The organism is Conexibacter sp. JCM 18997, assembly GCF_055391915.1.
On the sequence record NZ_AP043885.1, the window covers coordinates 240575 to 254899 of the forward strand.

The 14325-nt window shown below is 72.4% G+C and carries 12 protein-coding genes; 10 read left to right on the top strand and 2 right to left on the bottom strand.

Features of this window, described 5'->3' with window-relative positions:
* Positions 1–45 precede the first annotated feature (45 nt).
* Positions 46–2241, bottom strand: a complete 2196-nt coding sequence (locus ACZ5UI_RS01230; protein WP_464193383.1) for a molybdopterin-dependent oxidoreductase — start codon at positions 2239–2241, stop codon at positions 46–48.
* A gap of 78 nt (positions 2242–2319) precedes the next feature.
* On the opposite strand from ACZ5UI_RS01230, the gene ACZ5UI_RS01235 reads away from it, so the two are divergent.
* On the top strand, positions 2320–3753 hold the full coding sequence (locus ACZ5UI_RS01235; protein ID WP_464193385.1) for a sensor domain-containing diguanylate cyclase: 1434 nt from the start codon (positions 2320–2322) through the stop codon (positions 3751–3753).
* Positions 3754–3776: 23 nt separating this feature from the next.
* Here the strand turns inward: ACZ5UI_RS01235 and ACZ5UI_RS01240 are convergent, their stop codons facing one another.
* Positions 3777–5393, bottom strand: coding sequence for a RecQ family ATP-dependent DNA helicase (locus tag ACZ5UI_RS01240; RefSeq protein ID WP_464193388.1), 1617 nt, complete (start codon positions 5391–5393; stop codon positions 3777–3779).
* Positions 5394–5419: 26 nt separating this feature from the next.
* On the opposite strand from ACZ5UI_RS01240, the gene ACZ5UI_RS01245 reads away from it, so the two are divergent.
* The 9 genes from ACZ5UI_RS01245 (at position 5420) to ACZ5UI_RS01285 (ending at position 14320) form a co-directional block, all read left to right on the top strand.
* Positions 5420–6328, top strand: coding sequence for a cation diffusion facilitator family transporter (locus ACZ5UI_RS01245; RefSeq protein WP_464193390.1), 909 nt, complete (start codon positions 5420–5422; stop codon positions 6326–6328).
* Positions 6329–6334: 6 nt separating this feature from the next.
* A complete protein-coding gene (uvrC, locus tag ACZ5UI_RS01250) occupies positions 6335–8200 on the top strand; it encodes an excinuclease ABC subunit UvrC (RefSeq protein WP_464193393.1) in 1866 nt (621 codons plus the stop codon).
* Positions 8201–8230: 30 nt separating this feature from the next.
* A complete protein-coding gene (gene rapZ / locus ACZ5UI_RS01255) occupies positions 8231–9172 on the top strand; it encodes an RNase adapter RapZ (RefSeq protein ID WP_464193395.1) in 942 nt (313 codons plus the stop codon).
* Positions 9169–9528, top strand: a complete 360-nt coding sequence (locus ACZ5UI_RS01260) for a VOC family protein (RefSeq protein WP_464193398.1) — start codon at positions 9169–9171, stop codon at positions 9526–9528. Before rapZ ends, ACZ5UI_RS01260 begins: the two co-directional genes overlap by 4 nt.
* A 73-nt stretch (positions 9529–9601) precedes the next feature.
* A complete protein-coding gene (gap, locus tag ACZ5UI_RS01265) occupies positions 9602–10603 on the top strand; it encodes a type I glyceraldehyde-3-phosphate dehydrogenase (protein WP_464193400.1) in 1002 nt (333 codons plus the stop codon).
* A 9-nt stretch (positions 10604–10612) separates the two neighbouring features.
* Entirely contained in the window at positions 10613–11740 is a 1128-nt protein-coding gene (locus ACZ5UI_RS01270; RefSeq protein WP_464193403.1) for a phosphoglycerate kinase, read from the top strand.
* Positions 11737–12498 carry a triose-phosphate isomerase gene (gene tpiA, locus ACZ5UI_RS01275; protein ID WP_464193405.1) on the top strand — a complete coding sequence of 254 codons (762 nt, stop codon included), beginning with the start codon at positions 11737–11739 and terminating at the stop codon, positions 12496–12498. The genes ACZ5UI_RS01270 and tpiA overlap by 4 nt, the downstream gene beginning before the upstream one ends.
* Entirely contained in the window at positions 12498–13967 is a 1470-nt protein-coding gene (gene gpmI, locus ACZ5UI_RS01280) for a 2,3-bisphosphoglycerate-independent phosphoglycerate mutase (RefSeq protein ID WP_464193408.1), read from the top strand. Before tpiA ends, gpmI begins: the two co-directional genes overlap by 1 nt.
* The gene (locus ACZ5UI_RS01285; RefSeq protein WP_464193410.1) at positions 13964–14320 is read left to right on the top strand and encodes a DoxX family protein; all 357 of its coding nucleotides are present in this window, start codon (positions 13964–13966) and stop codon (positions 14318–14320) included. Before gpmI ends, ACZ5UI_RS01285 begins: the two co-directional genes overlap by 4 nt.
* The last annotated feature ends 5 nt before the right edge of the window (positions 14321–14325 follow it).

Here is a 14325-nt window from a genome sequence, read left to right on the forward strand (position 1 = left end):
CGTCGGGGTCCCACCCTGATTTCGGGAGATCCAGGGAGCTGGGGATCAGTCAGCGGCGAGCGTCGTCGCCCGCGCCGGCGCGCGGACCGGCTCGATCTCGACGGGGATCCCGTTGAGGATCGCCGTGCCCGACAGCGGCTCGACCTCGAGCTCGTCGGTGAGGGCGTTGGAGTTCACGCCGCCGGCGTCGGCCGCGACGTTCCAGCCCACGCCGCGCACGCCGTGTCCCCAGCCGTGCGGGACGGAGACCACGCCGGCCATCACCGCGTCGGTGATCTCGACCGGCAGCTCGATCGCGCCGACCCGCGAGCGGACCCGCGCGGACGCCCCGTCGACCAGCGCGAACCGGGCCGCGTCATCCGGGTGCACCTGCACCGTGCAGCGCTCGGGCCCGCGCACCAGCAGCGGCAGGTTGTGCATCCACGAGTTGTTGGAGCGCAGGTGGCGGCGGCCGACGAGCAGGAGCCCGTCGCCGATCTCGTCCATCGCGGCCTCCAGGCGCGGGACGTCGGCGACGACCGCCGCCGGCGCCAGCTCGATCAGCCCGCTGTCGGTGCCCAGCGGCGCCGGCAGCCGGGGCTGCAGCGGTCCCAGGTCCACGCCGTGCGGTGCGGCGACGAGGTCGTCGACGGTCAGGTCGTAGGGCCCGGCGCGCAGCATCAGCTCCAGCAGCCGCTCCGGTCCGCGCCAGTCGCCGGCGTCGGCCACGTCCAGGCCGAAGCGCTGCGCGTAGCCGGCCGCGACGACGTCGTCCAGCGCGTCGACGTCGGCGTCCGGGCCCTGGCCGGCGGCGACGCCCGCCAGGCGCAGCAGGGTCCGCCACTCGTCGACGGCGCCCTCCTCCATCGGCAGCACGGCCGGGGAGTAGTTGGCCACGTTGTGGATCGCGAAGCCGTAGAAGACGACGTCGTAGTGCGAGCGCTCCAGCGGCGACGGGGCGGGCAGGATCACGTCGGCGTGCCGGCTGGTCTCCGTCACGTAGATGTCGACGCTGACCATGAACTCCAGCGACTCCAGCGCCGCTTCCAGCCGCGCCGCGTTGGGCGTCGAGACGGCCGGGTTGCCGGCCAGCGTGACCAGCGCGCGCACCTGTCCGTCGCCCGGCGTCTCGATCTCCTCGGCCAGGCAGGCCACCGGCAGCTCGCCGAAGATCTCGCCCAGCCCGCGGACGCGCGACGTCCAGCGCCCGACGCGCGGACGTCCGCCCGGCTCGCCGGTGGCGGGCAGCGGGAACATCGCGCCGCCCTCCCGATCGAGGTTGCCGGTCAGCACGTTGAGCACGTCGACCAGCCACGACGCGGTGGTGCCGAACGTCTGCGTCGTCGTCCCGATGCGCCCGTAGACCACCGCGCGCGGCGCGGCGGCCAGCGCGCGGGCCAGGCCGCGGATGACGTCGGCGTCGATGCCGGTTGGGCCGGCGACGCGCTCGGGCGTGAAGGGCGCGGCCAGGTCGCCGATCGCCACGACATCGTCCTCGCGCACGAACTCGGTCAGGTGGCCGAGCGACAGCAGCGACTCCTCGAACAGGACGCAGACCATCGCCATCAGCAGCAGCGCGTCGGTGCCGGGCCGGATCGCCACGTGCTCGTCGGCCACGGAGGCGGTGCGCGTGCGCCGCGGATCGACCACGACGATCCGCCCGCCGCGGGCCTGGATCGCCTTCAGGCGCCCGCGCACGTCGGGTGCGGTCATCAGCGACCCGTTGGAGGCCAGCGGGTTGGCGCCGAGCATGAGCAGGAAGTCGGTGCGCTCGAGGTCCGGGATGGCCACGGTCAGCGCCCCGCCGAACAGCAGCCCGCTGGACAGCTGCTTGGGGTACTGGTCGACGGTGCTCGCGCTGAACACGTTGCGCGTGCCCAACGCCTTCAGCAGCACCCGCCCGTACAGCGGCCCGGCCAGCCCGTGCGACGACGGGTTGCCCAGGTAGGCGGCGATCGCGTTGCGGTTCCCGCCGGAGCGCTCCAGGACGCCGCGCAGGCCCTCGTCGATCAGCGCGAACGCCTCGTCCCACGTGCACGGGTCGAACCCGGACCCGTCGGGTCGCCGCCGCAGCGGCGTGCGCACCCGGTCGGGATCCTCGTGCAGCTCCTTGAGGGACAGGGCCTTGGGGCAGACGAACCCGTGCGAGAACACGTCCTGCTCGTCCCCGCGGATGCGCTCGACGCGTCCGTCGGAGAGCGTCAGCTCCAGGCCGCAGGTCGCCTCACACAGCGGGCACGTCCGGATTGCCGTCGCGGACATGTCCGGACCCTACATCCGTCCACCCCGGGAAGGAGACGATTCAAGGTCCGCAGGACCGGGCCGAGGAAGGGGATAGCCATGGAGGCATCAATTCGCGCAACGGATGGCGCACGCTGGCGTGAGTCTGTCGACCCAGCCGTCGAAGACCGCCTGGCCGCCGCCATCGACGAGCTCGCTCAGCTCCCCGTCCTGGACAGCACCGTCCTGGAGATCCTCAACGCCGTCGACGACCCGACGTCGAGCACGGCCGATCTCGTGCGGGTGCTCGAGGCCGATCCGACCTTCGCGGCGAACCTGCTGCGCTACGCCAACTCCGCGGCCCGCTCGCACCCGATCCGGGCCAAGTCGATCCGCCAGGCCGTGATGCTCGTGGGCCGCCGCGCCCTGCGCCAACTGGCGCTGGAGGCCGCGACCTACCGCTTCATCGAGGAGGCGCCCGGCACCGCCGCCTCGCGCGGCGAGCTGCACGTGCACGCGCTCGGCGTGGCCAGCGCCGCGCTGGCCGGCTCCCAGCGCCTGAACATCGCCGGCGACGACGCCCACCTGGCCGGCCTGCTGCACGACGTCGGCAAGCTCGTCCTGCCCATCGCCTTCGGCGCGGCCGCCTGCGACGAGCTGGCCCGCGAGTACCCGGGCGGCGGCGAGCGCGCGCTGGCCGAGCGCGAGCGCCTCGGCGTCGACCACGCGATCGCCGGCGGCCTGCTGGCCGAGCGCTGGAACCTGCCCGACGGCGTCGCCGAGGCGATCGCGCTGCACCACGGCGGGCCCAGCGGCCTGGCCTCGCCCGACCACTCGATCGCGATCGTCCAGATCTCCAACGAGCTGCAGCGCCTGCTGACCGGCGGCGCGCCCGACCACGCCCTGCTCGAGGCCGCGATGGACCGCTGCGAGAGCGACGCGGTGCTGCTCGACGAGCTGGCCCGCCACGCGCTGCCCTACGGCTCCGCGCTGCCCGAGGCCGGCGCGCTGGGTCGCCGCATCACCGACGTCGACCACCTGTCCCAGACCGACGACCTGACCGGTGCGGCCAACCGCCGCTACTGGCTGCAGACGACCCGCACCGCGCTGGCCACGGCGCCGGGCGCGGTGATCGTCTGCCACGTCGGCGGCCTGGAGGCGATCGACGCCGAGCACGGCGAGCGCGTGGCCGACACCGTCCTCAGCGAGGTCGGGCGCGTCCTCGGCCACCACGGCCGCGTCGGCCGCCTGGGCGTCGAGCGCTTCGGCGTCCTGCTCGCCCATGCCGACGCCGCCGCGTCGGTGATGGGCGCGATCGAGTCCGAGCTGGGCCGCTCGCTGGGCGCCGACGGCCTCAACCCGCCGCTGACGATGGGCGCGGCCAGCTCGCCCCACGACGGCGACGACCTGGCCGACCTGCTCGATCTGGCCGGCGCCCAGCTGGCCATCCGCGCCACCGCGCCGCCCCGCCTGGCGCCCACGCCGCCGGCTCCGCGCCAGGAGCTCAAGGCGCGGGTGTACGAGCGCGAGCCCACCGCGGACCTGATCGTCTAGCCCCGGCCCGACGTGGGGCCGAGCTACGCCGGCTGAAGCAGCCCGCGCTCGATGACCAGCTCGCCGTCGAGCGTCTTGTAGCCGACGCTGTCGAACACCACCGTGAGCTGGTCGCCCTCGATGCGCCCGACGGTGCCCAGGCCCCAGGCGCGGTGCGTCACCCGGTCGCCGACCGCGAACCCGGCCACGCGCGGCTCGTCGAGCGCGCCGCGGCCCGCGTCGCACAGGTCGCAGTTGCCGCACGGCGGCTCGTAGGCCTCGCCGAAGTAGCCGAGGATGAACGCGCGCCGGCAGCCGCGCCGCTCCTCCGCGTACGCGCGCATCATCTCCACGCGCGAGCGGTCGAAGGCGTGGCGGTCCTCCTCGGCCTGGGCGGCCTGCTCGACCGCGTCGTCCAGCACGTCCTCGGTCCCGACCGCGCGCACGCGCCCGTCGGCCTCGACCTGCAGGAACCCGACCTGCTCGAGGCGATGGACGGCGGTCGACAGCTTCGTCTTGGACAGATCCAGCTGGGCGAACATGTCGACCGGATCGACCGCGCCGCCGGCCAGCGTCAGCGTGTGCGCGACGCGCTCCATCGCCGCGCGGTCGACCATGCCCGCCGCGAAGAAGCGCCGCAGGCCCAGGTCCTCGGCCCGGTAGAACAGCAGCGCGCGGGCGGGCGCGCCGTCGCGGCCCGCGCGGCCGACCTCCTGGTAGTACGCGTCGACCGACGCGCTCACGTCGTGATGGAAGACCCAGCGCACGTTGGGCTTGTCGACGCCCATGCCGAAGGCGATCGTGGCCACGACCACGTCGACCCCGTCGTCGTGCATGAACGCCCGCTGCACCTCGTCGCGCACGCGCGAGGCCATGCCGCCGTGGTAGGCGGCCGCCCGCACGCCGCGCCCGACCAGCGCTTGGGCGACCTCCTCGGCGCCGCGCTTGGTGGCCACGTAGACGATGCCGTGCCCCTCGGCGGTCGACGCCTCCACGACCGCGTCCAGCAGCGCGCGCTCCTTGTGCTCCTCGTCGCGGAAGTGCTCGACCCCGAGCCAGATGTTCGGCCGGTCGAACCCGCGCACGACGATCTCCGGCTCGCGCAGGCGCAGGATCTCGATGACGTCGTCGCGCACCGGCGGCGACGCGGTCGCGGTCAGCGCCAGCACGGTCGGACGGCCGAGCCGCTCGATCACCTCGCCCAGCGCCAGGTAGTCCGGGCGGAAGTCGTGGCCCCACTCCGACACGCAGTGCGCCTCGTCGACGACGAACAGCGACGGCCGCGCGTCGCGCAGGCGGTCGAGCACCTCGTCGTGGGCCAGCTGCTCGGGCGCCAGCAGGACGTACTCCAGCTCCCCGTCCTCGGCATGCTCGAACACGGCCTCGCGCACGCGGGCGCTGAGCGTCGAGTTGAGCACCGCCGCGTCGGCCTCGCCGTCGACCTGGTCGCGCTGCAACGCGATCAGCGGCGAGACCACCACCGTCGCGCCGTCCAGCAGCTGGCCGGCGATCTGGTAGATCGCCGTCTTGCCCGAGCCGGTCGACATGATCGCCACCGTGTCGCGTCCGGCCAGCACGGACTCGATCGCCTCCCGCTGCCCGGGGCGCAGCGCGGAGAAGCCGAAGCGGTCCTGCGCGACGCGATCGATCTCGTCCGCCATGGCCTCCCACCGTATCCTCGCCGCCGATGCCGGAAACGCGCGAGTCCAACGAGTCGCTCACCAGCATCGTCGTCGCGCTCGCGGCGAACCTGACGATCGCCGTGGCCAAGGGCGTCGCGGCGGTGCTGACCGCCAGCCCGTCGCTGATGGCCGAGACGCTGCACACGTTGGCCGACGCGGGCAACGAGGTCCTGCTCGGCATCGCCGTCAAGCGCGGCCGCCGCCCGCCCGACGCCGCCCATCCGCTCGGCTACGGCGCCGAGCTCTACTACTGGGCGCTGCTGGCCGCGATCGGCATGTTCGTGATCGGCGGCGCGATCTCGGTGTGGCGCGGCGTCGAGGCGCTGCTGCACCCCGAGGAGCTGACCGACTTCTGGGTCGGCGTCGTCGTGCTGCTGATCGCGCTGGCCCTCGACGGCACCAGCCGCGTCGTCGCCTCCAGACGGCTCAAGCGCCAGGCCGAGCGCCGCGGGCTGACCACGCGCGAGATGATCGCCGAGTCCGCCGACCCGACGCTGATCACGGTCTACGCCGAGGACAGCATCGACGTGATCGGCGCGGCGCTGGCCCTGGTCGCGCTGATCCTCCACGAGGTCACCGGCTCCGGCATCCCCGACGCGATCGCCACGATCCTGATCGGCCTGCTGCTCGGCGTCGTGGCCTGGCGGCTGGCCGATCGCAACCGCTCGCTGCTGACCCATCAGGCCGTGCCCGAGCGCTACCAGCAGCAGCTGCGCGACGGCCTGGCCCGGGCCCCCGAGGTGCTCGGCGTGGGGGACATCATCGCGGTCTACATGGGCCCGGGCGAGGTCCTGGTCGCCGCCGACGTCAAGCTGGCCGAGTGCGACGTCGCGCGGACCCTGGCGCGTGTGCGCGCGGCCGTGCTGGAGGAGGCGCCGGCCATCAAGCGCCTGTACCTCACGCCCCTACCGTAAGGGGGGATGGCGAAGCAGTCCGCACGGGTCTCCGAGCAGCGCAAGAACCTGCCCGACGGGCCGGGCGTCTACCTGTTCCACGACGAGCGCGGCAAGGTCATCTACGTCGGCAAGGCCAAGTCGATCCGCAAGCGCGTCGCGTCGCACTTCAGCAACCCCGTGACGCGCGGCGCCGTCGAGATGACGGACTCGATCGACTCGATCGAGTACCTGCTGGTGGCCAGCGAGTCCGAGGCGCTGCTGGTCGAGCAGAACTTCATCAAGCAGTACCAGCCGCGCTTCAACATCCGGCTGCGCGACGACAAGTCCTATCCGTTCATCGCGATCTCGATGGACGAGGAGTACCCGCGGGTCTACTTCACGCGCGAGCGCCACCGCCGCAACCGCCTGTACTTCGGGCCGTACTCCAACGCCAAGCGCGTGCGCGGCACGCTGGACCTGCTGGGCAAGGTGTTCCAGTTCCGCTCCTGCCAGGGCACCGAGCCCGGCCGGCGCAGCGGCTCGCCCTGCCTGGACTACTACATCAAGCGCTGCGGGGCGCCCTGCGTGGGCTACACGACGCGCGAGGGCTACATGGAGGCGATCGACGGCGTCGTGGCCTTCCTGTCGGGCCGCTACCGCGAGATCGAGCGCGACCTCGAGGCGCGCATGAACGACGCGGCGCGCGACCAGGAGTACGAGACCGCGGCGCTGGAGCGCAACCGGCTCAACGCGGTGCGCTCGCTGCTGGAGCGCCAGCGCGTGGCCAACGAGGCGGTGGGCACGCTCGACGCGGTCGCGGTCGCGCTGTCGGGCACCGACGCCAACGCCCAGGTCTTCCAGGTCCGCGACGGCGTCCTCTCCGACCGCCAGTCGTTCTACCTGGCCAACGAGGGCGAGCGCGAGCTGGAGGCGGTGGTCGAGGAGTTCGTGCTGCAGTACTACGCCGAGGCGATGTCGATCCCGCCGCAGATCCTCGTCCAGACGCCCGTGGACCCCTACCTCGGCGAGGCGCTGGGCGAACGGCGCGGCAGCCGCGTGGAGCTGCGCATCCCGGAGCGCGGCGACAAGCGGCGCATCCTCGATCTGGCCGAGCGCAACGCCAAGCTCGCGCTCGACCAGGAGAAGCTCAAGACCGAGCGGCGCCGCCAGCAGCGCGTCGAGGCGCTCGACGGCCTCCAGGACGTGCTGCACCTGGACGCGCTCCCGCTGCGGGTCGAGTGCTACGACATCAGCAACCTGATGGGGACGCACCAGGTCGCGTCGATGGTCGTCTTCGAGGGCGGCGCGCCGAAGAAGAGCGACTACCGCCGCTTTCGCATCCGCGGCAACGAGGAGGGCGTCCCCGACGACTTCGCCGCGATGGCCGAGGTGCTCGGGCGGCGGCTGGCCAACTGGGAGCGCCAGGCCGACCTGTCCCCGCACGATCCCGAGTTCGACGCGAGCTTCGCCGCGCTGCCCAACCTGATCGTCATCGACGGCGGCCCGGGGCAGCTGTCGGCCGGCCTGTCGGTGCTCGAGGGCTTCACCCGCCGCGGCGTCGCGGTGGTCTCGCTGGCCAAGCGCATCGAGGAGATCTTCCGGCCCGGGATCGCCGCCCCGCTCGTGCTCGGCCACGACACCGCGGAGCTGCAGCTGCTCCAGCGGGTGCGCGACGAGGCGCACCGCTTCGCCATCACCCACCACCGCGGCCGGCGCGACAAGGCGATGACCACGTCGGTGCTCGACGACCTGCCCGGCGTCGGGCCGACGCGCAAGCGGGCGATCCTCAAGCACTTCGGTTCACCCGAGGCGTTCCTGGCCGCGTCGCGCGAGGAGCTCGAGTCGGTTCCCGGTCTGCCGGGCAAGGTCGCGCGCGACCTGTACGTCCGCCTGCACAAGACGGGCATCTAGATGTCCACGCAGCCAGGCAGAATGGGACGCATGGCCACCACGGAGCACGAGACGCGCAGGGGTGGCCAGCCCCTGGCGGCCTCCCGCCTCGAGGACCTGGTCGTGATCACGGGCTTCAGCGGCGCGGGCAAGTCGACCTCGATGCAGGTGTTCGAGGACGCCGGCTACTTCTGCGTCGACAACCTGCCCCCGGAGATGATCCGCGGGCTCGTCGAGCTGTTCGTGCACGAGGGGTCGAAGGTCGAGCACGCCGCGGTCGTGTCCGACGTGCGCGGCGGCGCCTACTTCGAGACGCTCTCGGCGGTCCTCGACGACCTCGCCGCGCTGGGCCTCAACCACCGCGTGCTGTTCCTCGACGCCGACGAGCAGACGCTGATGACGCGCTACAAGGAGACGCGCCGGCGGCACCCGCTCTCACCGGAGGGCAGCGTGGCCACCGGCATCGCCGAGGAGCGCCGCGTGCTGGAGATGGTGCGCCAGCGGGCCGAGACGGTGATCGACACCACCGGCCTGAGCGCCGCCTCGCTGCGCCGGCGCATCGCCGACGAGTTCCTGCCCCGCCAGGCGCGCACCCGCATGGCGGTGACGTTTGGCTCGTTCGGCTTCAAGTACGGCCCGGCCCGCGACGCCGACCTCGTGCTCGACGTGCGCTTCCTGCCCAACCCGCACTACGTGCCCGAGCTCAAGCCGCTGACCGGCCGCGACCCGCGCGTGGTCGAGTACGTGGCCCGCGAGGGCAAGCTCGACGCCTTCTACGGCTACCTCGAGCCGCTGCTGGACTTCCTCATCCCGCAGTACGTGGCCGAGGGCAAGGCGCACCTGATGGTGGCCATCGGCTGCACGGGCGGGCGCCACCGCAGCGTGGCCATCTCCGAGCACCTGGGCGAGCGCTACAACGACCGCGACGACGTGTGGGTCGAGGTCACGCACCGCGACATCACCAAGGCCGACAAGCCGCGTACCGCCAGTTGATCCATCACGTCGGCTTCGAGGTGTCCGACCTCGCCGCCTCCGCTCGCTTCTACGACGCCGTCTTCTTCGCCCTCGGGGCGCGCCGCATGCACGAGTCGAGCGCCGCGATCGCCTGGGGCCGTGACGACCCGACGTTCTGGGTCGTGCAGCGCGACCGCCCGCCGCAGCCCGGCTACGGGCACGTCGCGTTCCAGGCGGCGGGCAAGGCGGCGGTCGACGCCGCGTTCGCGGCCGGGATCACCGAAGGTGGGCGCAGCGACGGTCCGCCCGGGCCGCGACCGCAGTACGGCGCGCGCACCTACGCCGCCTACCTGCGCGACCCCGACGGTCTGCGGGTCGAGATCGTCTCGGACTGATCCCGCCCCGGCATCTGAGATACGGTCAGAGCCGCAGGATTTGCCGCCGGAACCCAAGGAGAACGACACCGCAATGCCCGTACGCGTCGGCATCAACGGCTTCGGCCGCATTGGCCGCAACGTCTTCCGCGCCGCCCAGGCCGCCAACGCCGACATCGAGTGGGTCGCCGTCAACGACCTGACGGACTCGACGACCCTCGCGCATCTGCTCAAGTACGACTCGATCCTGGGGCCGTACCCGGGAACGGTCAAGGCCGAGGGCGACGCGATCGTCGTCGACGGCAAGCCGCTGCGCGTGCTGGCCGAGCGCAATCCGGCCGACCTGCCCTGGGGTGACCTGGGCGTCGACGTGGTGATCGAGTCGACCGGCTTCTTCACCAAGCGCGACGACGCCGCCAAGCACCTCGACGGCGGCGCCAAGAAGGTCATCATCTCCGCGCCGGCCACCGGCGAGGACATCACGGTCGTGCTCGGCGTCAACTTCGACAAGTACGACAAGAACGCCCACGACGTCATCTCCAACGCGTCCTGCACGACGAACTGCCTGGCGCCGTTCGCCAAGGTCCTCGACGACGCCATCGGCATCGAGCACGGCCTGATGACGACGATCCACGCGTACACGCAGGATCAGAACCTGCAGGACGGCCCGCACAAGGACCTGCGCCGCGCTCGCGCCGCCGCGCTCAGCCTGATCCCCGCGTCGACCGGCGCCGCCAAGGCCGTCGGCCTGGTGCTGCCCGACCTCAACGGCAAGCTGAGCGGCTTCGCCGTGCGCGCGCCCGTCCCGACCGGCTCGATGGTCGACCTCACGTTCGTGGCCAAGCGGGCCACGTCCAAGGAGGAGGTCAACGACGCGTTCAAGGCCAAGGCCGACACCGGCGACCTGGCCGGGATCCTGCGCTACACCGAGGACCCGATCGTCTCCGCCGACATCGTCACCGACCCCTACTCGTCGATCGTCGACGGGCAGCTGACCACCGTCATGGAGGGCACGCTGGTGAAGGTCGTGTCCTGGTACGACAACGAGTGGGGCTACTCCAACCGCGTCGTCGACCTCGTGCAGAAGGTCCTGTAGGGGGTCTGAGTGCAGACGCTGGACGACCTCGACGTCGAGGGCAAGCGGGTCCTGGTCCGGGTGGACTTCAACGTCCCCCTGGACGGGGACGGCGAGATCACCGACGACACGCGCATCCGCGGCGCGCTGCCCACCTTGCGCGAGCTGCGCGAGAAGGGCGCCGCGCAGCTGACGCTCGTCTCGCACCTGGGACGGCCGAAGGGCGGGGTGGATGGGGACCGCATCAAGTACTCGCTGGCCCCGGTGGCCGACCGCCTGGCCGACCTGCTCGAGGTCGAGGTCGAGTTCGACGGGACCGCCGGTGAGCTGGTGCTCCTGGAGAACATCCGCTTCGAGCCGGGCGAGACGCAGAACGATCCCGAGCTGGCCCAGCGGCTGGCCGATCGCGCCGACGTCTACGTCAACGACGCGTTCGGCGCCGCGCACCGTGCGCACGCCTCGACCGAGGGCGTCGCGCACCTGCTGCCGCACGCCGCCGGGCGGCTGCTGCAGCGCGAGGTGGAGACGCTGGAGGGCATCCTGGCCGACCCCAAGCGGCCGTTCGTGGCCGTCGTCGGGGGCGCCAAGGTGACCGACAAGATCGGCGTGCTGGAGCGGTTCCTCGAGGTCGCCGACCAGGTGCTGATCGGCGGCGCCATGGCCTTCCCGTTCCTCAAGGCCCAGGGCCACGCGGTCGGCAACTCGCTGTGCGCCGACGACGACGTCGAGGCGGCCGAGGGCCTGCTGCCCAACGAGAAGCTGCTGCTGCCCGTCGATCTCGTGCTCGGGCAGGCGTTCGCCGCCGACACCGAGACGCAGGAGCTCGACGGGGTCGACGTGCCCGACGGCTGGATGGGCCTGGACGTCGGGCCGCGCACGGGCGCGCTCTACGGCGAGGCGATCGCGGTGGCGGGAACGGTGTGCTGGAACGGCCCGATGGGCGCGTTCGAGTTGGCGCCCTTCGCGGCGGGAACCAAGGCGGTGGCCGACGCGGTCGCCGCGACGAACGCGACGACGGTCGTCGGCGGCGGCGACTCGGTCGCCGCGGTCGTGCAGTTCGGCCTGGCCGACCAGGTCGACCACGTGTCGACCGGCGGGGGCGCGTCGCTGGAGCTGATCGAGGGCAAGAAGCTGCCCGGTGTGGAGGCCTTGAAGTGAGCAGCCGAACCCCGCTGATCGCGGGCAACTGGAAGATGCACAAGACGGTGGCCGAGGCGGAGGAGTACATCGCCGGGCTGCTGCCGCGCGTGGCCGACGCCGATGGCGTCGACGTCACGCTGTGCGTCCCGTACACGGCGCTCGGGGCGGTCGTCGACTCGACGCGCGGCTCGCGCGTGGAGGTCTACGCGCAGAACATGCACTGGGCGGCCCAGGGCGCGTACACGGGCGAGATCTCCGCGGCGATGCTCAACGAGCTCGACGTGCACGGCACCCTGCTGGGGCACTCCGAGCGGCGCGAGCTGTTCGGCGAGACCGACAAGGCGCTGATGCAGAAGGTTCCCGCGGCGCTGGAGGCCGGCCTCAAGCCGATGCTCTGCGTGGGCGAGACCGAGGAGGAGCGCGACGCCGGCGACACCGAGCGCAAGCTGCGCCACCAGGTCCAGGAGGGCCTGGAGAAGGTGCCGATCGCGCGCCTGCCCGAGGTGACGATCGCCTACGAGCCGATCTGGGCGATCGGCACCGGCCAGGTGGCCACGTCCGAGCAGGCCCAGGAGGCGATCGCCTTCGTGCGCGCGCTGGTCGCCGGCTTCGACAAGGCCGCCGCCGAGCAGGTGCGGATCCTCTATGGGGGCTCGGTCAAGCCGGACAACGCCGCCGAGCTGCTGGCGCTGCCCGACATCGACGGCGCGCTCGTCGGCGGGGCCTCGCTGGAGCCGGCCTCGTTCGCGGCGATCATCGACGCCGTCCTCGGCTAGTGGCCACCGAGCTGCCGGTCCCGTCGGCCGTCCTCGTCGTGCTGGACGGGTGGGGGATCGCCCCGCCGGGGCCGGGCAACGCGGTCGAGCAGGCCGACACGCCGGTCATGGACGCGCTGTGGGCGCGCTACCCGCACGCCCAGCTGCGCACCAGCGGGCCCGACGTCGGGCTGCCGCCGGGCCAGATGGGCAACTCCGAGGTCGGGCACCTGAACCTGGGCGCGGGTGCGGTGGTCAAGCAGGACCTGCTGCGCATCGACGAGGCGTTGCTGGACGGACCGATCGACAACGACGTCCTGCGCGCCGCGCTGGGTGCGTCCGAGCGCGTGCACCTGATCGGCCTGGTCTCCGACGGCGGCGTGCACTCGTCGATCGAGCACCTCGAGGCGCTCGTCGGCCTGGGTCGCGAGGTCGGTGTGCCCGACCTGGTCATCCACGCCTTCACCGACGGGCGCGACACCTCGCCGACGGCGGGCCAGGGCTACCTGGAGCGCGTGCAGTCGTGGCCGGGGGCGCGCGTGGGCACGGTCATCGGCCGGTACTTCGCGATGGACCGCGACAACCGCGCGGAGCGCACCGAGAAGGCCCGCGCGCTGCTGGTCGACGGCGTGGCCGAGCACCACGTCGAGCGGGCCTCCGACGCGGCGGCCCAGGCCTACGCCCGCGAGGAGACCGACGAGTTCATCGCCCCGACGACGGTCGGCGCCGAGGCGCTGATCCGCCCGGGCGACAGCGTGATCGCCTTCAACTTCCGCCCGGACCGCATGCGCCAGATCACCACGGCGCTGGCGCCGGATCCCGCGCGCTACGTGACGCTGACCGAGTACGTCGAGGGCTGGCCGTACGCGATCGCCTTCCCGCCGCACCGCCCGGCCACGACGCTGTCGGCCGTGGTGGCCGCCGCCGGGCGCACGCAGCTGCACGTGGCCGAGACGGAGAAGTACCCGCACGTGACGTACTTCTTCGGCGGCGGCGAGGAGCAGCCCTACGAGGGCGAGCGGCGCGAGCTGGTCGCCTCGCCCCGCGACGTGCCCACCTACGACCACAAGCCGGCGATGAGCGCGCCGGAGGCGGCCCAGGCCTTCGTGGACGCCTGGCGCGAGAGCGACTTCGGCTTCGGGATCATCAACTTCGCCAACGCCGACATGGTCGGCCACACCGGCGTGATCCCCGCGGCGGTCGAGGCGGTGGAGACCGTCGACCGGTGTCTGGGGCAGATCGTCGAGGCCGTCACGGCGAGCGGCGGCGTGTGCCTGGTCACCGCCGACCACGGCAACGCCGACCACATGCTGGAGCCCGACGGGGCCGTCAATACCGCGCACTCGCTGAACCCGGTGCCGTTCATCGTGACCGGCGAGGGATTGGCGTTGCGTGACGAGGGCATTCTCGCTGACGTGGCCCCAACCGTCCTGCACCTCCTCGGCATCGCCCAGCCGGCCGAGATGACCGGGGAGTCGATGCTCGCATGAGCCCCAAGCGCCTGTCCCTCGCGATCTTCTGGCTGTTCGCCGGGACGATGCACTTCATCGCCCCGAAGTTCTACGACGCGATCATGCCCGGGCCGCTGAAGCCCTGGGCGCGCCAGATCACCTACTTGTCGGGGGTGGCCGAGATCGCCGGCGGCGCGGCCGTCCTGCATCCCAAGACGCGCAGCTTCGCGCGCTGGTGGCTTCTGGGCACGTTGGCGGGGGTCTATCCGGCCAACATCCAGATGTGCCTCAACAGCGAGCGCTACAAGAACATCCCCACCTGGGCCCTCTGGGCCCGCCTGCCCCTCCAGTTCGTGGCCGGATACCACGTCTGGAAGGGCACTGAGGAGTAAGCCAC